Raw genomic sequence first — 24,101 nt, 5'->3', positions numbered from 1 at the left:
GGTCAGGCGTCGGTTTTTCGCATTCCACGCCGCCCTTGGGCGCTGCTGCCTGTCACCGGCGCCCGGGTGTGGTTATAATCGGCCACTTTATGAGCAAGAAGCGCGTTATGCAGCTGGTTCGAGGTCTTCACAACCTGCGCCCCGAGCACCGGGGCTGTGTCGCCACCATTGGCAACTTCGACGGGGTTCACCGCGGCCACCAGGCGATCCTGGCGCGCCTGCGCGAGCGCGGCCAGGCCTTGGGCCTGCCGACCTGCGTGGTGATCTTCGAACCGCAACCACGAGAGTACTTCGCCCCCGATACCGCGCCGGCCCGCCTGGCGCGCCTGCGCGACAAGATCGAGCTGCTGGCGGCCGAGGGTATCGACCGGGTGCTGTGCCTGGCATTCAATCAGCGCCTGAGCAAGCTCAGTGCAGATGCCTTCGTCAAGGCCATCCTGGTCGACGGCCTGGGTGTGCGTCACCTCGAAGTGGGCGATGACTTCCGCTTCGGCTGCGACCGCGCCGGCGACTTCGCCTTTCTGGTCGAGGCCGGCGAGCAGTACGGCTTCACCGTCGAGGCTGCCAACACTGTGATCCAGGACGGCCTGCGGGTCAGCAGCACCGAAGTGCGCAATGCCCTGTCCGAAGGCAACTTCGAGCTGGCCGAGCACCTGTTGGGCCGCCCATACCGCATCACCGGCCGCGTGCTGCATGGCCAGAAGCTGGCCCGCCAGCTCGGTACACCTACCGCCAACATCCAACTCAAGCGCCGCCGCGTGCCGCTGTCCGGGGTCTACCTGGCCAGCATCGAAATCGACGGAAAGGCTTGGCCGGGTGTCGGCAACATCGGCGTGCGCCCCACCGTTGCCGGTGACGGGCGCCCGCACCTTGAGATTCATCTGCTGGACTATGCCGGCGACCTTTACGGCCGGCGCCTGACGGTGGAGTTCCACCACAAGCTGCGTGAAGAGCAGCGATTCGCCTCCCTGGAGGCGCTGAAGTCGGCGATCGATGCGGATATCGCCGCCGCACGTGCACATTGGCACGCTCAACCGCTAACGAAGAGCCTGAAATGACCGACTACAAAGCCACGCTTAACCTTCCGGACACCGCCTTCCCCATGAAGGCCGGCCTGCCTCAGCGCGAACCGCAGATCCTGCAGCGCTGGGACAGCATTGGCCTGTACCAGAAGCTGCGCGAAATTGGCAAGGATCGTCCAAAGTTCGTCCTGCACGACGGCCCGCCCTATGCCAACGGCAAGATTCACATCGGTCATGCGCTGAACAAGATCCTCAAGGACATGATCGTCCGTTCCAAGACCCTGGCCGGCTTCGATGCGCCGTATGTACCGGGCTGGGACTGCCATGGCCTGCCGATCGAGCACAAGGTCGAGGTCACTCACGGCAAGCACCTGTCCGCCGACCGTACACGCGAGCTGTGCCGCGAGTACGCCGCCGAGCAGATCGAAGGGCAGAAGACCGAGTTCATCCGCCTGGGCGTGCTGGGTGACTGGGACAACCCGTACAAGACCATGAACTTTGCCAACGAGGCCGGCGAAATCCGCGCCCTGGCCGAGATGGTCAAGCAAGGCTTCGTGTTCAAGGGCCTGAAACCGGTGAACTGGTGCTTCGATTGCGGCTCGGCCCTGGCCGAGGCGGAAGTCGAGTACGCCGACAAGAAATCGCAGACCATCGACGTTGCCTTCCCGGTAGCCGACGAGGCCAAGCTGGCTGCTGCCTTCGGCCTTGCGTCGCTGGCCAAGCCGGCCGCCATCGTGATCTGGACCACCACCCCGTGGACCATCCCGGCCAACCAGGCTCTGAACATCCATCCGGAGTTCAAGTACGCCCTGGTCGACACCGGCGAGCGCCTGCTGGTTCTGGCCGAAGAACTGGTCGAGTCGTGCCTCAAGCGCTACAGCCTGGAAGGCTCGGTCATCGCTACCGCCCAGGGTTCGGCACTGGAACTGATCAACTTCCGCCACCCGTTCTACGACCGCCTGTCGCCAGTCTACCTGGCTGACTACGTCGAACTGGGTGCCGGTACCGGCGTGGTGCACTCCTCGCCAGCCTATGGTGAAGACGACTTCGTTACCTGCAAGCGCTACGGCATGGTCAACGACGACATCCTCACCCCGGTGCAGAGCAACGGCGTGTACATCGACTCGCTGCCATTCTTCGGCGGCCAGTTCATCTGGAAGGCCAACCCGGCCATCGTCGAGAAACTGAGCGAAGTCGGTGCGCTTATGCACACCGAAACCATCAGCCACAGCTACATGCACTGCTGGCGCCACAAGACCCCACTGATCTACCGCGCCACCGCGCAGTGGTTCGTGGGTATGGACAAGCAGCCGACCACCGGCGAGCCGCTGCGTGAGCGAGCACTGAAAGCCATCGAGGACACCAAGTTCGTCCCGGCCTGGGGTCAGGCGCGCCTGCATTCGATGATCGCCAACCGCCCGGACTGGTGCATCTCGCGTCAGCGCAACTGGGGTGTACCGATCCCGTTCTTCCTGGACAAGCAGACCGGCGAGCTGCACCCGCGCACCGTCGAGCTGATGGAGGCGGTGGCCAAGCGTGTCGAACAGGAAGGCATCGAGGCTTGGTTCAAGCTGGACGCCGCCGAACTTCTGGGCGCTGAAGCCGAGCAGTACGACAAGATCACCGACACCCTGGACGTGTGGTTCGACTCGGGTACCACCCACTGGCACGTGCTGCGTGGTTCGCACGACATCGGCCACGCCACCGGCCCGCGTGCCGACCTGTACCTGGAAGGTTCCGACCAGCACCGCGGCTGGTTCCACTCGTCCTTGCTGACCGGTTGCGCCATCGACGGCCACGCGCCGTACCGCGAGCTGCTGACCCACGGCTTCACCGTCGACGAGAACGGCCGCAAGATGTCCAAGTCGCTGGGTAACACCATCGAGCCGGAGAAGGTCAACAACACCCTGGGTGCAGATATTCTGCGCCTGTGGGTTGCCGCTACCGACTATTCCGGTGAAATGGCCGTTTCCGAGCAGATCCTGCAGCGCAGCGCCGACGCCTACCGCCGTATCCGCAATACCGCACGCTTCCTGCTGTCCAACCTGTCCGGCTTCGACCCGGCCCGCGACCTGCTGGCCCCGGAAGACATGCTGGCGCTGGACCGCTGGGCCGTAGACCGCACCCTGCTGCTGCAACGCGAGCTGGAAGAGCACTACAGCGAGTACCGTTTCTGGAACGTCTACTCCAAGGTGCACAACTTCTGCGTACAGGAACTGGGCGGCTTCTACCTCGACATCATCAAGGACCGCCAGTACACCACCGGCGCCAACAGCGTCGCCCGCCGTTCGTGCCAGACCGCGCTGTACCACATCAGCGAGGCGCTGGTGCGCTGGATCGCGCCGATCCTGGCGTTCACCGCCGACGAAATCTGGCAGTACCTGCCAGGCGAGCGCAACGAGTCGGTAATGCTCAACGGCTGGTACCAAGGCCTGAGCGAGCTGCCGGAAGGCACCGAACTGGACCGCGCCTACTGGGACCGCGTGATGGCCGTCAAGGCATCGGTCAACAAGGAGCTGGAAAACCAGCGTACCGCCAAGGTCATCGGTGGCAACCTGCAGGCCGAAGTCACCCTGTACGCCGACGAAGGCCTGAGCGCCGACCTGGGCAAGCTGGGCGATGAACTGCGCTTCGTGCTGATCACCTCGGCCGCCAGCGTGGTGCCGTTCGCGCAGGCGCCGGCCGAAGCAGTGGCCACCGAAGTCGAAGGCCTCAAGCTGCAGGTCCTCAAGTCCGGCCACGCCAAGTGCGGCCGTTGCTGGCACTTCCGCGCAGACGTCGGCAGCCACCCGGAGCACCCGGAAATCTGCGGACGTTGCGTCGACAACCTGAGCGGCTCGGGCGAGGTGCGTCACTATGCCTAACCCTGCAGCGGGGCGCTTCGGGCGCCTTGCATGGCTTTGGCTGAGCCTGGTGGTACTGGTCCTCGACCAGGCCACCAAGCTGTATTTCAACAATGCCCTGACCATGTACCAGCAGGTTGTAGTCATCCCTGACTACTTCAGCTGGACCCTGGCCTACAACACCGGCGCGGCGTTCAGCTTCCTGGCGGAAAGCTCCGGCTGGCAGCGCTGGCTGTTCGCCCTGATCGCCGTGGTGGTCAGTGCCGTGCTGGTGGTGTGGCTCAAGCGCCTGGGGCGCAACGAGACCTGGCTGGCCGTGGCGCTGGCGCTGGTGCTGGGTGGCGCGATCGGCAACCTGTACGACCGCGTCGTGCTCGGCCATGTGGTCGACTTCATCCTGGTGCACTGGCAGAACCGCCATTACTTCCCGGCCTTCAACCTGGCCGACAGCGCCATCACCGTTGGTGCGGTGATGCTGGCGCTGGATATGTTCAAGAGCAAGAAGTCCGAGGATCCGGTCCATGACTGACACCCGTATCGGCCAGAACACCGAAGTCACCCTGCACTTCGCGCTGCACCTGGAAAACGGCGACACCGTCGACAGCACGTTCGACAAGGCCCCGGCCACCTTCAAGGTTGGCGATGGCAACCTGTTGCCAGGTTTCGAGAACGCCCTGTTCGGCTTCAAGGGCGGTGACAAGCGTACCGTGGTGGTGGCCCCGGAAAACGCCTTCGGCCAGCCCAACCCGCAGAACGTACAAGTCATGCCGCGGTCCCAGTTCGAGGGCATGGAGTTGTCCGAAGGGCTGTTGATCATCTTCAACGACGCCGCCAACACCGAGCTGCCGGGTGTGGTCAAAGCGTTCGATGACGACCAGGTGACCATCGACTTCAATCACCCATTGGCTGGCAAGACCCTGACCTTCGAGGTGGAGATCCTCGAGGTGAAGGCCCTGTAAGCCTGGAGCCGAGCATGCAAATCAAACTCGCCAACCCTCGCGGCTTCTGCGCGGGGGTCGACCGGGCGATCGAGATCGTCAACCGCGCGCTGGAAGTCTTCGGCCCGCCGATCTATGTACGTCACGAAGTGGTGCACAACAAGTTCGTGGTGGAAGACCTGCGCAACCGCGGTGCCATCTTCGTCGAAGAGCTGGACCAGGTACCGGACGATGTCATCGTCATCTTCAGTGCCCACGGGGTTTCCCAGGCCGTGCGCCAGGAAGCTGCTGGCCGTGGCCTGAAAGTGTTCGATGCCACCTGCCCGCTGGTGACCAAGGTGCACATCGAAGTGGCCAAGTACAGCCGCGACGGCCGTGAGTGCATCCTCATCGGCCACGAAGGGCACCCGGAAGTCGAAGGTACCATGGGCCAGTACGACGCCAGCAACGGTGGCGCCATCTACCTCGTCGAAGACGAGGAGGATGTTGCCAACCTGCAGGTGAAGGACCCGGACCACCTGGCGTTCGTCACTCAGACCACGCTGTCGATGGACGACACCAGCCGCGTCATCGACGCCCTGCGTGCGCGCTTCCCGAACATTGGCGGCCCGCGCAAGGACGACATCTGCTACGCCACCCAGAACCGCCAGGACGCAGTCAAGCAACTGGCGGACGAGTGCGACGTGGTACTGGTGGTCGGCAGCCCGAACAGCTCCAACTCCAACCGCCTGCGCGAGCTGGCCGAGCGCATGGGCACCCCGGCCTACCTGATCGACGGTGCCGAGGACCTGCAGCGTGGCTGGTTCGACCAGACGGCGCGGGTCGGCATCACTGCCGGTGCGTCGGCCCCTGAGGTGCTGGTGCGTGGCGTGATCGAGCAGCTCAAGGCCTGGGGCGCTACCGGTGCTGAAGAGCTGGATGGGCGGGAAGAGAACATCACCTTCTCCATGCCCAAGGAGCTGCGAGTTCGGTCGCTGATCTGACCGCAGTTTGCGCGATCCCACTGTAGGAGCGGCCTTGTGTCGCGAGCAGGCTGCAAAGCAGCCCCAGGATTTCAGCGTTAGAGCTGATATTGCCGGGGCCGCTTTGCGGCCCGTTCGCGACACAAGGCCGCTCCTACGTTGACCGCTCTGATCTGCTAGTGGTGTCTTTGCATCGGGATTTTTTTGGCTCTCCCATCTGTACGTTGACCCTGCCAGTCGATGCCATCACCACTTGATACTGGCTAGTTGCGGTCAAGCGCTCGCAAATCTCCATCGTTGAAGCTAACCAATTACCGGTTGCCCCAAGCGGAACCCCCTGCGCACTGAATTTCAGTTGCTCGCCGCGGTTGCTCGTGATCTTCAGTGGCCGTGAAAGGCGCTGCTCACGCAGCACCTGCTGGTTATGCTCCAGCATCACCCGCCAACCATTTCCCCAATTACCGTCCAATGCCTGCACCAGCACCGGCTGGTTTTGCAACATGGCATGGCTGCGCGCACTGCGCAGCGCCTGCGCCAGGTCTCGTGCGGCTGCCGCCCTGTGTAGGTCGTCGCTCAATCTGGCGTAGGCCGGCATGCCAAGCTGTGTCAGCAATACGGCCACGCCCAAGGCCGACAACATTTGAATCAGTGTTACACCTCGTTGCTTCACCGTGCATTCCTCCCTGGAAGTGCTTGGCTGTAGCTTCACGGTCGTTGGACTGGCGGTCCAGTCGCCCGGGTTCAATGCAATTGCAGGAAAAGTCGCAGGAGGTGCAGGGATGCACGCAAGACAACGAGGCATGACGCTTCTGGAAGTGTTGTTGGCGGTGGGTGTGGTGGCCGTGGGCATGTTCGCAGCGGCAGGCCTGCAACTGCAGGCATTGCAGGCTGCGGAGGACGCGCGCCGCGATGGGCAGGCGGCAATGGCGGCGCACAGTGAGCATGAAAGGGCGCGACCATGAGCCGCGCCCAACGTGGTTTCGGCTTGCTTGAGCTGATGCTGGCGCTGACCATCGGGTTGCTGCTGTTGGCGGCGGCCAGCCAGCTATTTACCTCGGCCCACCATACCTGGCGGCTGCAAAGCACGGCAGTACGCATGCAGGATGAGGCTCGCCTGGCATTGCTGCGAATGGCCCAGGATATCCGCATGACCGGGATGTTCGGCTGCTTGCGACTGCAGCCAAAGCACTTCGGCAGTTCGAGCGCAAAGCACGCATTCGCCCGGCCTATGGAAGTCGAAGGATCCACCCTCAGCCTGGTCGTTGCGGAGTTACCTGGGCAAGCCGGGGGGCCGCAGTGGTTCCTGCACACGGACTGTACTAGCAAAGTGTCTGTGGACGATGAGTTGAAGGAGGGCTACCCACAGGTTTACCCCATCAGCAGATATGTCTACCAACTCAAGGGCAATACGCTGAGATTCAAACGCAACGACAGCAATTTCCAGCCGCTGGTTGAAAATGTGCGGTCAATGCGTTTGCAGCGTGTGCAAATGGCACAGGGTGAGGGGGTGGATATTGCCCTGACGCTTTACGAACCCACGCTCGAACTTGAACAGCACCATGAACTGAGCGTCGCAATCCGCAACCCGGTGCCGGCCTCATGAGTCGTCAGCGTGGCATTGTCCTGTTGTTGGCCTTGGTCCTGAGCCTGCTGCTGGGGCTGCTTGCGGCATCCGCCCTGCGCGATGCGCTGGCGCAAACGCGGATGACCGGCTATCTGAGCGAAGGCCTGCTGGCGCTGGAGCAGGCCGAGGCCACGTTGCTGGCAGGGGCTGGGGAGCTCGAACGGGCTCCCCCCGACCCTTGTGAAGCGTGCCCACCACCAACTCGACCGCATGACCTGAAGGGGCAGTGGCAGCGCACACCAACCGGCTACTTCCATTTGCAGAATCTGGGTACCAGCGAATACGCCGCGCATATGCCGGAAGGGCAGCAGGTCACCCTGTACCGCGTCACCGCCGTAAGCCTGCAAACCCAGTCACGGCATGTGCTGGAAGCGGTCTATGCCATGGGCGAGGACACGACCCGGCGCATTGCCTGGCGCCAGAGATTGCGAGGAGACTGACATGCAGCAAGGCTTGAGCCTGATCGAGCTGTTGATTGTGCTGGCCGTGACCGGCATTCTGGCAGCCATTGCCTACCCCAGTTACAGCGACCAGCTACGGCGAGCCGCGCGCAGCGAAGTGGTTGGCCTGCTGCATGACGCCGCCCTGCGCCTGGAGCGCCACCGCGTACGCACTGGCCAATACGCCGAGGGCGACCCTGCCTTGCCTGGCGGTACCCGCTATTACAGCCTGCAGGCCCAGCGCGACAGCGACACCTTCACGCTGCGCGCCCGGCGGCTGCCGAGCGGGCTGATGGCGCAGGACCGCTGTGGAGATTTCCAGCTCGACCAATCCGGCGTGCAGCGCAATCCGGGTGCCGTCGAAGACAGTGTGCACTGCTGGGGAAGCTGAAGATTGAATGATGCCCGGCGCATCGCGGATTTACTTCAGGTGTTGGATCGACAGATGAGCAAGCAAGTAGTGGTGGTCGGTGGCGGGGTGATTGGCCTGCTGACGGCATTCAACCTGGCGGCGAAGGTCGGGCAGGTGGTGGTGTGTGATCAGGGGGAAGTCGGCCGCGAGTCGTCCTGGGCCGGCGGTGGCATCGTCTCGCCGCTGTACCCGTGGCGCTACAGCCCGGCCGTGACCGCCTTGGCACACTGGTCGCAAGACTTTTATCCACAGCTGGGCGAGCGTTTGTTCGCCAGCACAGGCGTTGATCCCGAGGTGCACACCACCGGCTTGTACTGGCTCGACCTGGACGACGAAGCCGAAGCGCTGGCCTGGGCCGAGCGTGAGCAGCGGCCGCTGAGTGCCGTGGATATCTCGGCGGCCTATGACGCGGTGCCGGTGCTGGGCCCGGGCTTCAAGCGTGCCATCTACATGGCCGACGTGGCCAACGTGCGCAACCCGCGCCTGGTGAAGTCGCTCAAGGCTGCGTTGCTGGCGTTGCCCAACGTGACCTTGCGAGAGCACTGCCAGATTACCGGTTTCGCCGAGCAAGGCGGCCGCGTGACCGGTGTGCAGACGGCAGACGGCGTGCTTGCGGCGGATGAGGTGGTGCTCAGTGCCGGCGCCTGGAGTGGCGACCTGCTGCGTACGCTCGGCCTGGAGCTGCCAGTGGAGCCGGTGAAGGGCCAGATGATTTTGTTCAAATGTGTCGAAGACTTCCTGCCGAGCATGGTGCTGGCCAAGGGGCGGTATGCGATCCCTCGGCGGGATGGGCATATTCTGGTAGGTAGCACGCTTGAGTATGCCGGGTATGACAAGACCCCGACCGAGGAGGCGTTGGAGAGCCTGAGGGCCTCGGCGGTGGAGTTGTTGCCTGAGCTCGAGGGGGCCACGGTGGTGGCGCACTGGGCCGGGCTGCGGCCGGGGTCGCCGGAAGGTATTCCGTTTATCGGGCCGGTGCCGGGGCATGCGGGGTTGTGGTTGAACTGCGGGCATTACCGCAACGGGCTGGTGCTGGCGCCGGCTTCGTGTCAGCTGTTTACCGACCTGTTGACCGGGGCAGAGCCGATCATTGACCCGGCGCCGTATGCGCCAGCCGGGCGATTGAACTGAGGGCCTCTTCGCGGGTAAACCCGCTCCCACAGGTACATCACAGGTTTCGAAAACTGTGCGATCCCTGTGGGAGCGGGTTTACCCGCGAAAGGGCCGGAGAGGCAAGTAGACTATTCAGCCGGTAATCGGTGCCTGCAAGTGCCGGCTAGGGTAATGCTGCTCATAGACCTTGCACACCCGCAGCACCTGCTCATCGGCAAAGCGCCCGGCCACCACCTGCAACCCCACCGGCAACCCCTCGCGGGTGAACCCGCACGGCACCGAAGCCGCCGGCTGCTGAGTCAGGTTGAAGGGATAGCTGAACGGCGTCCATTCCATCCACTGCGTCATCCTCGACCCAGGCGGCACATTGTGCCCGGCCTCGAATGCCACCAGCGGTAGCATCGGCGATACCAGTACGTCATGACGCTGGTGGAAGGCATTCATTTTCGCGATCAAATCTGCCCGTGCCTCCAGGGCCTGGGTGTATTCGCCAAGGCTGATTCGCGCTCCCTGTTCGGCAATCCAGCGCAGTCCTGGGTCAAGCAGCGCTCGCTGTTCATCGCTGAACGCACCGGCCAACCGCGCCGCCCCGGCAAACCACAGGGTATTGAACGTCTCCAGCGGGTCACCGAACCCTGGGTCGACTTCCTCAACCTGTGCGCCCAGCCGTGCCAGGCGCTGCACGGCCTGGGCCACCAGTGCCTGGACCTGCGGGTCGACCTGCACGTAACCGAAGTTGGCACTGTAGGCGATGCGCAGGCCGCTCAGGTCCTGTTCCTGGCCCAGCCACGGCGCCTGCCTGGGGGCGCCGGCCAACCCGTCACGCGCATCGGGGCGGGCTACACAGTCGAGCACCAGTACCGAATCGTCGACGGTGCGCGTCATCGGCCCCAGGTGCGACAGCACGGTCATGGCACTGGCCGGCCATTGCGGTACGTAGCCGAAGGTCGGCTTGATGCCGAAGGTGCCGGTAAAGGCGCAAGGGATTCGAATAGAGCCGCCGGCATCGCTGCCCTGGTGCAGCACGCCCAGGTTCAGCACGGCTGCCGCCGCGGCGCCACCAGACGAGCCGCCGGCGGTCAGCCGGGTATCCCACGGGTTGCGGGTGATGCCGTACAGCGGGTTGTCGGTCACCCCCTTCCAACCGAACTCCGGCGTGGTGGTCTTGCCCACCAACACGGCGCCGGCTTCGCGCATGAAGGCCGTGAAGGGCGCATCGACTTCCCACGGGCCGGCGCCCGAGGTGGTGCGCGAGCCCTTGCGTGTGGGCATGCCACGGGTCAGGGTAAGGTCCTTGATAGAGGCGGGTACGCCATCCAGCCGGCCGCAGGGCTCGCCACGCCGCCAGCGCTGTTCGCTGGCGCGGGCGGCGACGCGGGCACCTTCGCCGTCGACATGGCAATAGGCGTTGACTGCCGGGTTGTGCAGGTCGATGCGCGCCAGCACATCGTCGATCACCTCGACCGGTGACAGTTGGCGGCACTGGTACAATTCGAGCAGTTCGACGGCGGTGAACTCGCCAATCGCGGTTTTCTGGGTCATCTCAATGGGCTCCCTGGGTGGCGGCCTGGAACATGGCGCGCAGCAGCACGTCGCAGCCATCGGCCAGGTCCTGTGGCGCGGCATTTTCGATTTCGTTGTGGCTGATGCCGCCCTCGCAGGGCACGAAGATCATCCCGGCCGGGCCCAGTTCGGCGAGGAAGATCGCGTCGTGGCCGGCGCCGCTGACGATATCCATGTGGCTCAGGCCCAGCTCCCGCGCGCCTTGGCGCACGGCGTCCACGCACTGCTCGGCGAAATACAGCGGCGGGAAGTCGGCGGTTGGCGTCAGTTCGTAACTCAACCCGTGCCTTGCCGTGCTGGTTTCAATGGCCGCGCGTACTTCGCTGACCATGGTGGCGAGGTGCTCGGGGTAGAGGTGACGCAGGTCGATGGTCATCTGCACCCGGCCGGGGATGACATTGCGCGAGCCCGGGTGCAGGTTCAGACAGCCGACGGTGCCGCAGGCATGCGGCTGGTGGGCATGGGCCACCCGGTTGACCGCAGCCACCACCTCGGCGGCGCCGACGAGGGCATCCTTGCGCAGGTGCATCGGGGTGGGGCCGGCATGGGCCTCGACGCCGGTCAGTACCAGGTCGAACCATTTCTGTCCCAGGCAGCCTTGGACCACGCCAATGGTGGTGCGCTGGTCTTCCAGCACCGGACCTTGTTCGATATGCGCCTCGAAGTAGGCACCGACCGCATGCCCGGTGGGCACGCGTGGGCCTGCGTAACCGATGCGCTGGAGCTCCGCGCCTACCGACAGGCCTTGGTCGTCGACCTTGGCCAAGGTCTCCTGCAGACCGAACTTACCGGCGAACACCCCCGAGCCCATCATGCACGGCGGGAAGCGCGAGCCTTCCTCGTTGGTCCATACCACCACTTCCAGCGGGGCCTCGGTGGTCAGGTCCAGGTCGTTCAGGGTGCGCAGCACCTCGAGGCCGGCCATCACCCCGTAGCAACCGTCGAACTTGCCACCGGTGGGTTGGGTGTCGATGTGGCTGCCGGTCATGACTGGCGGCAGGGCCGGGTTGCGCCCCGGGCGGCGGGCGAAGATGTTGCCGATGGCGTCGATGCTGACCGTGCAGCCGGCGTCTTCGCACCAGCGCACGAACAGGTCGCGGGCCTGGCGGTCGAGGTCGGTCAGGGCCAGGCGGCATACGCCACCCTTGGCGGTGGCGCCGAGCTGTGCCAGGACCATCAGCGATTGCCAGAGGCGTTCGCGGTTGACCAGCGGGCCCTGGCCGAGCAGGTGCTGCGAGGGAACGATGCGGGTGTTCATGGTTCATCTCTCCTGAAATGACTGGGTTGCTTGTACTGGCCTCTTCGCGGGCTTGCCCGCTCCCACAGGGACATCACTGCCTTCAGGTGTGGGAGCGGGTTTACCCGCGAAGAGGCCAGTACAGGTAAATGAGGCCTGTATCAGGCACTCAGGGCCAGGTAACGGTTCTTGATGCTCGGGTCCTCGCGGAACTGCGCCGCACTGCCCTGGTAGGCGACGCGGCCCTGCTCCAGCACGTAGTGGCGGTCGGCGAGGGCATCGCAGACCATCAGGTTCTGCTCCACCAGCAGGATCGACAGGCCTTCGTCCTTGATCCGCCGCAGAATCCTCACCAGTTCGTCGACGATCACCGGGGCCAGGCCTTCGGTGGGCTCGTCGAGGATCAGCAGCTTGGGCCCGTTGAGCAGGGCGCGGGCGATGGCCAGCATCTGCTGCTCGCCGCCGGACAGGGCGAAACCGCCGTTGCGTCGCCGTTCCTTCAGCCGCGGGAACATGCTGTACACGTCTTCCAGCTGCCAGCGGCTGTCCTTGCGAACGGCAATCCTCAGGTTCTCCTCCACGCTGAGCTGGCGAAAGATGCCGCGGTGCTCCGGCACCAGGGCAATGCCGAGCCGGGCGATATCGAAGATTTCGCGGCCGACCAACTGCTGGCCGTCGAAGCTGATGTGCCCCTGCCGTGGGCGGACGATGCCGAGGATGCTGCGCAGGGTAGTGGTCTTGCCGGCGCCGTTTCGCCCCAGCAGGGTCACCAGTTCGCCAGCTTCCACTTTGAGCGAGACGCCTTCGAGCACATGGCTCTTGTCGTAGTAGGAATGGATCGAATCGACGTTGAGCATCAGGCGGCCTCTCCAAGGTAGGCGGTGCGGACACGCTCGTCGTTGCGCACCTGTTCAGGGGTACCCTCGACCAGGATCTGGCCGTGGCTCATCACCGTGATGCGCTGGCTGATCGACATGACGATGCTCATGTTGTGCTCGATCAGCAGCACGGTGTGGTCGCGGCCGAGGTCGCTGATCAAGTCGGTCATCACCGGGATGTCGTCGATGCCCATGCCCGAAGTGGGTTCGTCGAGCATCAGCAGGGTGGGTTTGGCGCAGATCGACATGCCCACCTCCAGCACCCGTTGCTGGCCGTGCGACAGCTCGCCGGCCAGGGTCTCGGCGCGGGCGGTGAGCTTCAGGCGCTCCAGCACCCGGTCGGCGGTGTCCCAGTGGCTGCGCTTGTGCTCGACGCTGCGCCAGAAGTTCAGCGCACCCAGGCCATCGCGGCCCTGGGCGGCCAGACGCAGGTTCTCGCGTACCGACAGGTTCTGGAACAGGCTGGTGAGCTGGAACGAACGGGCCATGCCCAGCGCCACGCGCCCGTGGGAAGGCTTGCGGATGATGTCCTGGCCGTTGAACAGTATCTTGCCCGCGGTGGCCTGGCGCTCGCCGGTCAGGCAGTGGAACAGGCTGGTCTTGCCGGCGCCGTTGGGGCCGATGATGGTGTGGATGGAGCCGGCGCGAACCTTGAGGTCGACGCCCGCAACTGCCTTGAAAGGGCCGTAGGCCAGTTCCAGCTGGCGGGTTTCCAGGAGGTAGTCGCTCATCACAGGGTCTCCTTGGTCTTGGCCTGGGGTTTGTCATCGGCATTGCGGTTAGCCAGCAGGCGCTTGCCCAGTTCGGCCAGGCCGCCCCACAGGCCGCCACGCATGAACACCACCACCAGGATCAGGATCACCCCCAGCAGCATCAGCCAGCGCGGCCACAGCTCCGACAGCACATCGCCCAGCAGCACAATGGCGCCGGCCCCCAGCAGCGAGCCGAACAGCGAGCCGGTGCCGCCGACGATGGTCATGATCAGGATGTTCTCGCTCATCATCAGGTCGATGTTCGACAGCGGCGCAAAGTGCAACAGCATGGCGTACAGCGCCCCGGCGATACCGGTAATGGCGCCCGACAGCATGAACACCAGGATCTTGAAGTGGCGGGTGTCGTAGCCGATTGCTGCAGCGCGGGTCTCGTTTTCGCGGATGGCCAGCAGGGTGCTGCCGAATGGCGAGCGGATCACCCGCAGGGCGCCAGCAAAGATCAGCAGGAACAGCACCGCGACGAACACATAGAAGTGCCGTGGGTCGGCCAGATCGACCAGCACATGGCCGGCGATTTCGATGTTGGGCCGGGGCACATCGAGCAGGCCGTTGTCACCGCCGGTCCAGCCGCTGAGGGTGTAGGCCAGGAAGTACGCCATCTGGCTGAAGGCCAGGGTCAGCATGACGAAGTAGATACCTGTGCGGCGGATCGCCAGGGCGCCTACCAGCAGCGCCAGGAAGGCACCGAACACGGCTGCGCCAAGCAGCGCGGCGAACATGCCCCACTGCAGGTGGATCATCAGCAGCGCCGCGCCATAGGCGCCCACGCCAAAGAAGATGCCTTGGCCGAACGACAGCAGGCCGGTGTAGCCGAGCAGCAGGTTGCAGGCCAGCGCCGCCAGGGCAAAGATCAGGATCTCGGTGGCCAGGGTGGCCGATGGCAGCAGCAGCGGCAGTGCCACCAGGCTGGCGACCACCAGCAACAGCAGGGCCGGGGCGCGGCCCTTGGCGACCGGCAAAGGGTTTTTCTCGCTCATCTCAGGCTCTCCCGAACAGGCCATAGGGACGGACCAGGATCACTGCGGCCATGGCGCCGTAGATCATCAGGCTGGCGCCTTGCGGCCAGAGGCTGGTCATCATGCTTTGCACCACACCCACCAGCAGGCCGCCGATCAGGGCACCGCCGAACGAGCCCATGCCGCCGATCACCACCACCACGAAGGCGATGCCGAGGATTTCCGGGCCGACGAAGGGCTGGGCGCCACGCAGCGGTGCGAACAGCACGCCCGCCACGCCGGCCAGGCCCACGCCCAGGGCGAAGGTCAGGGAGAACAGGCGGAAGATGTTGGTGCCCAGCAGCGACACGGTTTCGGTGCTTTCGCTGCCGGCCCGCACCAGGGCGCCGAAGCGGGTGCGCTCCAGCAGCAGCCACAGGCCAAGGCCGATCAGCCCGGCGAAACCGATCAGGAACAGCCGGTAGTAGGGGTAGATGAAGTCACCGACGATCAGCACCCCGCGCAATTCCGGCGGCACGGCGATGTTCTTGCCCACCGGGCCCCAGATCAGTACCGAGGCTTCCTGGATGATCAGCGCGATACCGAGGGTGACGAGGATCTGGAAGGTGTGCGGCAGGTGGTAGATGCGCTTGATCAACAGACGCTCGACCGCCCAGGCCAGCGCCGCCACCACCAGTGGTGCGATCAGCAGGGCCAGCCAGAAGTTGCCGGTAATGGCCACGGCGGTGTAGCACAGGTATGCGCCCAGCAAGAAGAACGCGCCGTGGGCGAAATTGACGAAGTTGAGCAAGCCGAAAATGATCGTCAGGCCCACGGCGATGAGGAAGTAGATCATCCCCAGGCCCAGGCCGTTGAGCAGTTGGAACAGGTACAAATCGAGCATGAGCGTGCCCTCGACAGCGCGTGGTGCGGCTGCCTGTACGAGTGTTTGTGACTGACGCCGCGGCTTCAGGCCAGGGCGCAACCGGTGTGGTCGACTTCGACGAACGAGCGGCCCGAGCTGATGACTTCGGCCAGGTCGTCCTCGTCGCGCATCTGCCCCTGGGGCTTGCCGCGCAGCAGGTAGTAATCCTTGAGCACCTGGTGGTCGCCCGGGCGGATCAGTTCTTCGCCGGTGGGGCCCTGAAAGCGCATGCCCTGCAACGCCGCGGACACGGCGGCGCCATCCAGGCTGCCGGCCTTGATGATGGCTTCGAGCATGACCTTGGTGCCGATGTAGTCGGCTGCCAGCGGGTAGTTGGGGTTGATGCCATAGGCCTTGCGGGTGGCTGCGACCAGCTGCTTGTTCAGTGGGGTATCGACCTGGTGCCAGTACTGCGCGCCCAGGTACACGCCTTCGAGCACGTCGCTGCCCAGCTCCTGGAACTGGTCGAGGCCGGCGGACCACACAATCAGCACTTTCATGCGCTCCTTGATGCCGAAGTTCACTGCCTGGCGCAGGGCGTTGGACGCCTGGCTGCCGAAGTTGAGCAGCACCAGCACGTCAGGCCTGGCGGCGATGGCGTTGGTCAGGTAGCCGGAAAACTCCTGCTCCTGCAGCGAGTGGTAGCTGTTGCCGATGTGTTCCACGCCGAGCTCGGCGAACACCTTGCGGGCGTTGTCCAGCAGGGCATCGCCGAACACGTATTGCGGGGTGATGGTGTACCAGCGCCTGGCCTGTGGCAGCTGTCGGATCATCGGCACCAGTGTTTCGCGGATGGCGCCGTAGGTGGGCACCGACCAGCGGAAGGTCGAGGCATTGCAGTCCTTGCCGGTGATTTCGTCGGCGCCGACCGGGGTCATGAACACGCCGCCGGCCTTGTGGATTTCCTTCGACACCGCCAGAGCCGAGGACGACAGCGTGCAGCCCTGGAAGAAGCGGGCGCCATCCTGGCCGATGGCTTCCTGCACCTTGCGCACTGCCTTGCCGGCGTTGCCTTCGGTGTCGATGACCTTGTACTTGAGCGGGTGGCCGAGCAGTTGCGGGTACTCGGCGATGGCCAGGCGCGAACCCATGTCGGCGTACTTGCCGTAGCTGGCGAAGGCCCCAGACATGGACTTGAGCCCATAGAAGGTCAATGGTTGGTCGGCGAATGCCCGGTGCGCCCCCAGGGGGAGGCTCCCTAAGGCACCCAGGGCAAGGCCTGCCTTGAGCAGGGTACGTCTTTGCATGAGTAACTCCTTGGTTGTGGTTATTAGGCAGGAGTGGCAATGACAAAGCGGGTACGGCCGGGCCTGTGTGCAGGCCTCTTTCCAGGCGGATCAGTGGTTGTGTTCGAACTCCAGCAGGAAGTTGCGGGCAACCTCGCCTTCCAGCGCGGTCATGTGGTGTTCGGCGTCGCACATGTGTTCGTGCATCAGCCGGCGTACGGCGGGCTCGTCGCTGGCGCGCAGGGCGATGAGCAATTGCTTGTGGTAGGCGATGTTGGCAGCGGCGAACTGCTGGCGTTTGGGCAGGTAGGCCTTTTTCAGCACCACCAGGTCGCGCAGCAGGTCGTTGAGGAACACCGCCATGAAACGCAGCAACGGGTTGGGGCAGCGGTCGGCCAGCAGGGTGTGGAATTCCAGCTCCGCCAGGCGCTGTTCGCGCTGGCCTTCCTCGCTGTCTTCCGGGGCGCTGCAGAAATCGATGTTGGCCTGCAGCGCGGCGTAGTCGGCTTCGCTCAGCTTGCCCATGACCGATACCGCCAGCTCCACCTCGATGACCTTGCGCAGCTGGTACACCTGTTCGCCGTCCAGGTGCTGGAAATGCAGGTAGTTGCGCAGCGCGCGGCTGGCAGGTTCGGTCCCCACTTCATTCAGGTAGGCGCCGCCGCTCGGGCCGGTGCGGGTGCTGACCAGGCCTTCCACCTCCAAGGCCTTGAGCGCTTCGCGGGCGGTACCCTTGGAGCACTCGAAATGCTCCATCAGCTCACGCTCGGTGGGCAGGCGGTCGCCGGGGTGCAGCGCTTCGGTGACGATCGAGCGTTTTACCGATTCGACGATCACATCGGACAGCTTCTGGCGTTTGCGTTTGGGTTTGAGCATTTCGCTATTTGTCATATTTATGCGGATAAATAGGATTTAGCGAGTTTTGCCGGAGTGGGTCAATGCTGGCGGCGGGGGTGGGGTCGCAAATGGTGCGAAAGGGTCGGGGAGGGATAAGTGGTGTTGGATTCACTGGCCTCTTCGCGGGCACGCCCGCTCCCACAGGTACTGCAAAAGGCTCAAGGCCTGCAGGGTTCCTGTGGGAGCGGGCGTGCCCGCGAAGGGGTTCAGGTGATTCAGGTTCAGTTCTGGCGGCCTGGGCCTTGCTGCAGGTGCGCCTGGCTGCAATACCACTCGTTGCCCTGCTGCAGCGCCCGGTCATTGGGCAGGTGCACGCCGCAATGGGCGCAGCGCACCATCTTCAGCGGCGCGTCCAGCTTGGCCTCGGGGTGCGACTGTTGGCTGGCTTTGAACTTGCGCCACAGCCAGAACGCGGCGGCGATCAGGGCGATCCAGAAAAGTAGGCGAACCATGGTGTCCAGCTTGTCGGTTGAAGAAGCCGACAGTCTAGGACGCGGCCAATAAAAAAGGGAGGCCCAAGGCCTCCCTTTCATGTACCGCTGCGTATCAGTCGAACAGACCAAAGGTCATGTAGCTGAACCAGGAGCGGTCCTTCTCGGCTTCCTTCGGCCCTTCCGGCACGATCGGGTCACCGTTCTCGTCCGTCGGCAGCAGCTCACGCGGCATCTCGTCGCGTGCGTCCTGGAACTGCTTGACCACGTCCTGATTGGCGCGGGTTTCGCCCGGCGGCAGCGGGGTGTCGGTTTCGATCAGGCCCAGGGTGGCCTTGGACAGCCAGCCGCGGCCGTCAGACTCGGTCTGCTTGGGCTGGAATTCGCCATCGGCCAGGCTTGGGTGGTCCGGGTAGTTGAGCTTGAGGGTTTCCAGGCTGGTGGCGGCCAGTTCGTCCAGGTGCATCTTCTGGTACGCCTCGACCATCACTGCCAAGCCGTCGCCGACCGATGGGGTTTCCTGGAAGTTCTCCACCACGTAGCGGCCACGGTTGGCGGCGGCTACATAGGCCTGGCGGCTCAGGTAGTAGTCGGCCACATGGATTTCGTACGAGGCCAGCAGGTTGCGCAGGTAGATCATGCGCTGCTTGGCGTCGGGTGCGTAGCGGCTGTTGGGGAAGCGGCTGGTCAGCTGGGCGAACTCGTTGTACGAGTCGCGGGCAGCGCCCGGGTCACGCTTGGTCATGTCCAGCGGCAGGAAGCGCGCCACCAGGCCACGGTCCTGGTCGAACGAGGTCAGGCCCTTGAGGTAGTAGGCGTAGTCGACGTTCGGGTGCTGCGGGTGCAGGCGGATGAAGCGCTCGGCAGCCGACTTGGCAGCCTCGGGCTCGGCGTTTTTGTAGTTGGCGTAGATCAGCTCGAGCTGCGCCTGGTCGGCATAGCGGCCGAACGGGTAGCGCGACTCCAGGGCCTTGAGCTTGTTCACGGCACTGGTGTAGCTGGAATTGTCCAGGTCAGCTTGTGCCTGCTGGTACAGCTCGGCCTCGCTGAGGTTCTCGTCAATCACTTCTTTATTGGAGGAACAGGCCGCGGTGAGCCCGAGGATGGCGATCAGCAGCAGGTGTTTCACTTGCATGGCGGCTTGCGTCCCTTTGACGGCCGCTGTCTTGGGCGGTGCCGTCCTGTTATGATGAGCGCCCCGGCCAACCCCGGGACAAAAGAAGTCGTATTTAACCACAAGCTCGCAGCCGAAACCAAAGGCTGTGCGCCCGCCGAATCGAGCATGTCCGAGATCATTCAACTTAGCGCAGAGGTGCCGTCCGAACTGGGCGGTCAACGCCTCGACCAGGTCGCCGCCCAATTGTTCGCCGAGTACTCGCGTTCCCGGCTGACTTCGTGGATCAAAGAAGGCCGCCTGACGGTCGATGGCGCCGTGGTGCGCCCTCGAGACCTCGTCCATGGTGGCTCGCAACTTGTCCTGGAGGCCGAGCAAGAGGCCCAGGGGGAGTGGGTCGCCGAAGATATCGAGCTGGATATCGTCTACGAAGACGACCATATCATGGTGATCAACAAGCCTGCCGGGCTGGTTGTGCACCCGGCCGCCGGGCATGCCAGCGGGACTTTGCTCAATGCACTGCTGCACCACGTGCCTGACATCGTCAACGTACCACGCGCCGGTATCGTCCACCGCCTGGACAAGGACACCACCGGCCTGATGGTGGTGGCCAAGACCTTGCAGGCGCAGACCCGGCTGGTCGAGCAGATGCAGGCGCGCAAGGTCAGCCGCATCTACGAGTGCATCGTGATTGGCGTGGTCACCGCCGGCGGCAAGATCGACGCCCCGATCGGGCGCCACGGCGGCATGCGCCAGCGCATGGCGGTCACCGACGGCGGAAAGCCGGCAGTCAGCCACTACCGTGTGCTCAAGCGCTTCCGCTCGCACACCCATGTGCGGGTCAAGCTGGAAACCGGCCGTACCCACCAGATTCGCGTGCACATGGCTCACGTTGGCTTCCCGCTGGTCGGCGACCAGACCTACGGCGGGCGCTTCCGCATTCCGCCGGCAGCCAGCCCGACCATGGTCGAGGCGGTGAAAACCTTCCCGCGCCAGGCACTGCATGCGCGCTTCCTGGCATTGGCCCACCCGATTACCGGTGAAGTCATGAAGTGGGAATCGCCGCTGCCGGATGACTTCGTCTGGTTGCTGTCGCTGCTGAACCAGGACCGCGAGAGCTTTGTCGGATGAGTGGCCTGACGCAGTCGCTGCTGTTCCCCGACTGGCCGGCCCCGGCCTCGGTGCGCGCCTGCGTCACCACCCGTCAGGGCGGCATCAGCCTGCCGCCCTATGAAACCTTCAACCTTGGCGACCATGTAGGGGACGACCCTGCCGCGGTGGCTGAGAATCGTCGGCGCCTGAGCGACGAATTCGCCATCCAGCCGGCCTGGCTCAAGCAGGTGCACGGGCTGGTAGTGGCGGATGCTGACCCGGCCGTGGTGGCCGAGGCCGACGCCAGCTGGACCGACCAGCCTGGTATTGCCTGCGCCGTGATGACTGCCGATTGCCTGCCTGCGCTGTTCTGCGACCGGGCCGGTACCCGCGTGGCCGCGGCGCATGCTGGCTGGCGCGGGCTGGCCGGTGGTGTGCTGGAAGCCACCCTGGATCGCCTGGCACTGCCGCCCGAAGAGGTGCTGGTGTGGTTGGGGCCAGCGATCGGCCCGCAGGCGTTCGAAGTGGGGCTGGAGGTGCGTGACGCCTTCACGGCGGTGCACCCGGAAGCGGCCAGGGCCTTTGTCGTTGGTGCCCGGCCGGGCAAGCTGATGGCCGACATCTATGAGCTGGCGCGTATCCGTTTGGCGGCGCGTGGGGTGACTGCCGTTCATGGCGGTGGCTGGTGCACGGTCAGCGACGAGCGGTTCTTCTCCTATCGCCGTACCCCGCAGGGTGGGCGCTTCGCTTCCCTGGTGTGGCTGGAACCTCGCTAGCCTGTAGCGGCCTCTTCGCGGGTAAACCCGCTCCCACAGGTTTATCACAGGGCTGGAGAGCGGTGCAGTCTCTGTGGGAGCGGGTTCACCCGCGAATGCCTCACCGCTAATCCAACAGGTTGACCCCGGTCAACCCCGCTACGCTTGAATCTTCCAGAATCAGCCTTATCTATAAGGTCATCTCAGGCAGGTTTCTTCATAAACAGGCGCTGTCCATCGCTCCGACCTGCCCTTTAAAGGAAGGTACCCCATGCGAATAGACCGTTTGACCAGCAAGCTGCAGCTTGCATTATCCGATGCCCAATCCCTGGCCGTTGGCATGGACCACCCTGCCATCGAGCCCGTGCACCTGTTGCAGGCACTGCTCGAACAGCAGGGCGGTTCGATCAAGCCACTGCTGATGCAGGTGGGCTTCGACATCAACAGCCTGCGCCAGGCGCTGGTGAAAGAACTCGACCAGCTGCCGAAAATCCAGAACCCCACCGGCGACGTGAACATGTCGCAGGACCTGGCGCGCCTGCTCAACCAGGCCGACCGCCTGGCCCAGCAAAAAGGCGACCAGTTCATTTCCAGCGAGCTGGTGCTGCTGGCCGCCATGGACGAGAACAGCAAGCTCGGCAAGCTGTTGCTGGGCCAGGGCGTGACCAAGAAGGCCCTGGAAAATGCCATCAACAACCTGCGCGGCGGCGCGGCCGTCAACGACGCCAACGCCGAGGAATCGCGCCAGGCGCTGGACAAGTACACCGTCGACCTGACCAAGCGTGCCGAAGAAGGCAAGCTGGACCCGGTGATCGGCCGTGACGACGAAATCCGCCGTACCGTGCAGGTGCTGCAACGCCGTACCAAGAACAACCCGGTGCTGATCGGTGAGCCTGGCGTAGGTAAAACCGCCATCGCCGAAGGCCTGGCCCAGCGCATCATCAATGGTGAAGTGCCCGACGGCCTGAAGGGCAAGCGCCTGCTGGCGCTGGACATGGGCGCGCTGATTGCCGGTGCCAAGTACCGTGGTGAGTTCGAAGAACGCCTCAAAGGCCTGCTGAACGAGCTGTCCAAGCAGGAAGGCCAGATCATCCTGTTCATCGACGAACTGCACACCATGGTCGGCGCCGGCAAAGGCGAGGGCGCCATGGACGCTGGCAACATGCTCAAGCCGGCCCTGGCCCGTGGCGAGCTGCACTGCGTTGGTGCCACCACGCTGAACGAGTACCGCCAGTTCATCGAGAAGGATGCAGCCCTGGAGCGCCGCTTCCAGAAGGTACTGGTCGAGGAGCCGAGCGAGGAAGACACCATCGCCATCCTGCGTGGCCTGAAAGAGCGCTATGAAGTACACCACAAGGTGGCCATCACCGACGGCGCCATCATCGCTGCGGCCAAGCTCAGCCACCGCTACATCACCGACCGCCAGCTGCCCGACAAGGCCATCGACCTGATCGACGAAGCGGCCAGCCGCATCCGCATGGAGATCGACTCCAAGCCGGAAGTGCTCGACCGCCTGGACCGTCGCCTGATCCAGCTGAAGGTGGAATCGCAGGCACTGAAGAAGGAAGAAGACGAAGCGGCGAAAAAACGCCTGGAGAAGCTGACCGAGGAAATCGAGCGGCTGGAGCGTGAGTACGCCGACCTGGAAGAAATCTGGGCCTCCGAGAAGGCCGAGGTGCAGGGCTCGGCGCAGATCCAGCAAAAGATCGAACAGGCCCGCCAGGAGCTGGAAACCGCCCGTCGCAAAGGCGACCTGAGCCGCATGGCCGAGCTGCAGTACGGGGTGATCCCGGACCTGGAGCGCAGCCTGCAGATGGTCGACCAGCACGGCAAGACCGAGAACCAGTTGCTGCGCAACAAGGTCACCGAGGAAGAAATTGCCGAAGTGGTATCGAAGTGGACCGGTATTCCGGTGGCCAAGATGCTCGAAGGCGAGCGTGAAAAGCTGCTGAAGATGGAAGAGCTGCTGCACCAGCGCGTGATCGGCCAGGGCGAGGCGGTAACCGCCGTGGCCAACGCCGTGCGCCGTTCGCGCGCCGGGCTGTCCGACCCGAACCGGCCGAGTGGCTCGTTCATGTTCCTTGGCCCGACCGGCGTGGGCAAGACCGAGCTGTGCAAGGCGCTGGCCGAGTTCCTGTTCGACACCGAAGAGGCGATGGTGCGCATCGACATGTCCGAGTTCATGGAGAAGCATTCCGTGGCTCGCCTGATCGGCGCCCCGCCAGGCTATGTCGGGTATGAAGAGGGCGGTTACCTGACCGAGGCGGTACGGCGCAAGCCATACTCGGTGGTGCTGCTGGACGAGGTGGAGAAGGCCCACCCGGATGTGTTCAACGTGCTGCTGCAGGTGCTGGAAGACGGCCGCCTGACCGACAGCCACGGGCGCACCGTGGACTTCCGCAACACCGTGATCGTGATGACCTCCAACCTGGGCTCGGCGCAGATCCAGGAACTGGTGGGTGACCGCGAGGCACAGCGTGCGGCGGTGATGGATGCGGTGGGTTCGCACTTCCGTCCGGAGTTCATAAACCGTATCGACGAAGTGGTGGTGTTCGAGCCGCTGGGCCGCGAGCAGATTGCCGGCATTACCGAAATCCAGCTGGGCCGCCTGCGCAGCCGCCTGCTGGAGCGCGAACTGTCGCTGAGCCTGAGCCCGGAGGCGTTGGACAAGCTGATTGCCGTGGGTTACGACCCGGTGTACGGCGCTCGGCCGCTGAAGCGCGCGATCCAGCGCTGGATCGAAAACCCGCTGGCGCAGTTGATCCTGGCAGGCAAGTTCATGCCGGGGACGGCGATTACCGCCAAGGTGGAAGGCGACGAAATCGTCTTCGCTTGATCTGTTTCACCATGAGCCCCGCATCTGCGGGGCTTTTTTTTGCCTGTGCAGCACCTGTGGGAGCGGGTTTACCCGCGAAGAGGCC

24 protein-coding genes are annotated in these 24,101 nt (G+C 64.3%); 13 read left to right on the top strand and 11 right to left on the bottom strand.

The genetic code is table 11. The features are described 5' to 3' along the window. Nucleotides 1–107 precede the first annotated feature (107 nt). Genes ribF through ispH form a run of 5 tightly spaced genes read left to right on the top strand, consistent with a single transcriptional unit; the run spans nucleotide 108 to nucleotide 5,786 of the window. The gene (gene ribF, locus IRZ77_RS09170) at nucleotides 108–1,058 is read left to right on the top strand and encodes a bifunctional riboflavin kinase/FAD synthetase (protein ID WP_046617008.1); all 951 of its coding nucleotides are present in this window, start codon (nucleotides 108–110) and stop codon (nucleotides 1,056–1,058) included. Further along, a complete protein-coding gene (gene ileS / locus IRZ77_RS09165) occupies nucleotides 1,055–3,886 on the top strand; it encodes an isoleucine--tRNA ligase (protein ID WP_196173337.1) in 2,832 nt (943 codons plus the stop codon). Before ribF ends, ileS begins: the two co-directional genes overlap by 4 nt. Then, a complete protein-coding gene (gene lspA, locus IRZ77_RS09160; protein WP_025337596.1) occupies nucleotides 3,879–4,394 on the top strand; it encodes a signal peptidase II in 516 nt (171 codons plus the stop codon). Before ileS ends, lspA begins: the two co-directional genes overlap by 8 nt. Next, entirely contained in the window at nucleotides 4,387–4,824 is a 438-nt protein-coding gene (fkpB, locus tag IRZ77_RS09155; RefSeq protein WP_003258215.1) for an FKBP-type peptidyl-prolyl cis-trans isomerase, read from the top strand. The genes lspA and fkpB overlap by 8 nt, the downstream gene beginning before the upstream one ends. Before the next feature lie 14 nt (nucleotides 4,825–4,838). Beyond that, nucleotides 4,839–5,786 (top strand): 4-hydroxy-3-methylbut-2-enyl diphosphate reductase, encoded by a 948-nt coding sequence (ispH, locus tag IRZ77_RS09150; protein ID WP_013970753.1) that lies wholly within the window; start codon nucleotides 4,839–4,841, stop codon nucleotides 5,784–5,786. Nucleotides 5,787–5,919: 133 nt separating this feature from the next. Here the strand turns inward: ispH and IRZ77_RS09145 are convergent, their stop codons facing one another. Next, nucleotides 5,920–6,435, bottom strand: a complete 516-nt coding sequence (locus tag IRZ77_RS09145) for a GspH/FimT family pseudopilin (RefSeq protein ID WP_196173334.1) — start codon at nucleotides 6,433–6,435, stop codon at nucleotides 5,920–5,922. A 109-nt stretch (nucleotides 6,436–6,544) separates the two neighbouring features. On the opposite strand from IRZ77_RS09145, the gene IRZ77_RS09140 reads away from it, so the two are divergent. Genes IRZ77_RS09140 through thiO form a run of 5 tightly spaced genes read left to right on the top strand, consistent with a single transcriptional unit; the run spans nucleotide 6,545 to nucleotide 9,372 of the window. Then, nucleotides 6,545–6,727: a prepilin-type N-terminal cleavage/methylation domain-containing protein gene (locus IRZ77_RS09140; RefSeq protein ID WP_046617012.1), complete on the top strand. Its 183-nt coding sequence runs from the start codon at nucleotides 6,545–6,547 to the stop codon at nucleotides 6,725–6,727. Continuing rightward, a complete protein-coding gene (locus IRZ77_RS09135; protein WP_196173332.1) occupies nucleotides 6,724–7,368 on the top strand; it encodes a PilW family protein in 645 nt (214 codons plus the stop codon). Before IRZ77_RS09140 ends, IRZ77_RS09135 begins: the two co-directional genes overlap by 4 nt. Beyond that, entirely contained in the window at nucleotides 7,365–7,829 is a 465-nt protein-coding gene (locus tag IRZ77_RS09130; RefSeq protein ID WP_046617014.1) for a hypothetical protein, read from the top strand. Before IRZ77_RS09135 ends, IRZ77_RS09130 begins: the two co-directional genes overlap by 4 nt. 1 nt (nucleotide 7,830) lies before the next feature. Then, nucleotides 7,831–8,220, top strand: a complete 390-nt coding sequence (locus IRZ77_RS09125) for a type IV pilin protein (RefSeq protein ID WP_196173330.1) — start codon at nucleotides 7,831–7,833, stop codon at nucleotides 8,218–8,220. A gap of 54 nt (nucleotides 8,221–8,274) precedes the next feature. Beyond that, nucleotides 8,275–9,372: a glycine oxidase ThiO gene (gene thiO, locus IRZ77_RS09120; RefSeq protein WP_196173328.1), complete on the top strand. Its 1,098-nt coding sequence runs from the start codon at nucleotides 8,275–8,277 to the stop codon at nucleotides 9,370–9,372. Between the two features lie 114 nt (nucleotides 9,373–9,486). Here the strand turns inward: thiO and IRZ77_RS09115 are convergent, their stop codons facing one another. The 10 genes from IRZ77_RS09115 to IRZ77_RS09070 all read right to left on the bottom strand — a co-directional run bounded on the left by IRZ77_RS09115 (nucleotide 9,487) and on the right by IRZ77_RS09070 (nucleotide 19,354). Then, nucleotides 9,487–10,896, bottom strand: a complete 1,410-nt coding sequence (locus IRZ77_RS09115; RefSeq protein ID WP_196173326.1) for an amidase — start codon at nucleotides 10,894–10,896, stop codon at nucleotides 9,487–9,489. Between the two features lies 1 nt (nucleotide 10,897). Then, nucleotides 10,898–12,175, bottom strand: a complete 1,278-nt coding sequence (locus IRZ77_RS09110) for a Zn-dependent hydrolase (protein WP_230386371.1) — start codon at nucleotides 12,173–12,175, stop codon at nucleotides 10,898–10,900. 140 nt (nucleotides 12,176–12,315) lie between these two features. Beyond that, nucleotides 12,316–13,011, bottom strand: coding sequence for an ABC transporter ATP-binding protein (locus IRZ77_RS09105; protein WP_153670642.1), 696 nt, complete (start codon nucleotides 13,009–13,011; stop codon nucleotides 12,316–12,318). Further along, nucleotides 13,011–13,763: an ABC transporter ATP-binding protein gene (locus IRZ77_RS09100; RefSeq protein ID WP_153670643.1), complete on the bottom strand. Its 753-nt coding sequence runs from the start codon at nucleotides 13,761–13,763 to the stop codon at nucleotides 13,011–13,013. Before IRZ77_RS09100 ends, IRZ77_RS09105 begins: the two co-directional genes overlap by 1 nt. Next, nucleotides 13,763–14,782: a branched-chain amino acid ABC transporter permease gene (locus IRZ77_RS09095; protein ID WP_085601755.1), complete on the bottom strand. Its 1,020-nt coding sequence runs from the start codon at nucleotides 14,780–14,782 to the stop codon at nucleotides 13,763–13,765. Before IRZ77_RS09095 ends, IRZ77_RS09100 begins: the two co-directional genes overlap by 1 nt. Nucleotide 14,783: 1 nt before the next feature. Beyond that, nucleotides 14,784–15,644 carry a branched-chain amino acid ABC transporter permease gene (locus IRZ77_RS09090; protein WP_196173324.1) on the bottom strand — a complete coding sequence of 287 codons (861 nt, stop codon included), beginning with the start codon at nucleotides 15,642–15,644 and terminating at the stop codon, nucleotides 14,784–14,786. Between the two features lie 65 nt (nucleotides 15,645–15,709). Beyond that, complete coding sequence (locus tag IRZ77_RS09085; protein ID WP_046617022.1) at nucleotides 15,710–16,912, bottom strand: ABC transporter substrate-binding protein; 1,203 nt, start codon at nucleotides 16,910–16,912, stop codon at nucleotides 15,710–15,712. A gap of 90 nt (nucleotides 16,913–17,002) precedes the next feature. Beyond that, on the bottom strand, nucleotides 17,003–17,767 hold the full coding sequence (locus IRZ77_RS09080; RefSeq protein WP_108480469.1) for a FadR/GntR family transcriptional regulator: 765 nt from the start codon (nucleotides 17,765–17,767) through the stop codon (nucleotides 17,003–17,005). A gap of 242 nt (nucleotides 17,768–18,009) precedes the next feature. Then, a complete protein-coding gene (locus IRZ77_RS09075; protein WP_046617024.1) occupies nucleotides 18,010–18,240 on the bottom strand; it encodes a PP0621 family protein in 231 nt (76 codons plus the stop codon). Nucleotides 18,241–18,334: 94 nt separating this feature from the next. Continuing rightward, the gene (locus IRZ77_RS09070; RefSeq protein WP_108480471.1) at nucleotides 18,335–19,354 is read right to left on the bottom strand and encodes an outer membrane protein assembly factor BamD; all 1,020 of its coding nucleotides are present in this window, start codon (nucleotides 19,352–19,354) and stop codon (nucleotides 18,335–18,337) included. A 147-nt stretch (nucleotides 19,355–19,501) separates the two neighbouring features. Between IRZ77_RS09070 and rluD the strand changes: the two genes are divergently transcribed. The 3 genes from rluD to clpB all read left to right on the top strand — a co-directional run bounded on the left by rluD (nucleotide 19,502) and on the right by clpB (nucleotide 24,016). Beyond that, nucleotides 19,502–20,464, top strand: a complete 963-nt coding sequence (gene rluD, locus IRZ77_RS09065; RefSeq protein WP_046617027.1) for a 23S rRNA pseudouridine(1911/1915/1917) synthase RluD — start codon at nucleotides 19,502–19,504, stop codon at nucleotides 20,462–20,464. Beyond that, nucleotides 20,461–21,201 carry a peptidoglycan editing factor PgeF gene (gene pgeF, locus IRZ77_RS09060; RefSeq protein ID WP_108480472.1) on the top strand — a complete coding sequence of 247 codons (741 nt, stop codon included), beginning with the start codon at nucleotides 20,461–20,463 and terminating at the stop codon, nucleotides 21,199–21,201. Before rluD ends, pgeF begins: the two co-directional genes overlap by 4 nt. Before the next feature lie 250 nt (nucleotides 21,202–21,451). Further along, complete coding sequence (gene clpB / locus IRZ77_RS09055; RefSeq protein ID WP_196173322.1) at nucleotides 21,452–24,016, top strand: ATP-dependent chaperone ClpB; 2,565 nt, start codon at nucleotides 21,452–21,454, stop codon at nucleotides 24,014–24,016. The last annotated feature ends 85 nt before the right edge of the window (nucleotides 24,017–24,101 follow it).

It is taken from the genome of Pseudomonas pudica (assembly GCF_015680405.1).
Taxonomy (GTDB): domain Bacteria; phylum Pseudomonadota; class Gammaproteobacteria; order Pseudomonadales; family Pseudomonadaceae; genus Aquipseudomonas; species Aquipseudomonas pudica.
The sequence above is the reverse complement of the archived record's forward strand: the minus strand, read 5'-3'. Positions and strand labels throughout refer to the sequence as shown.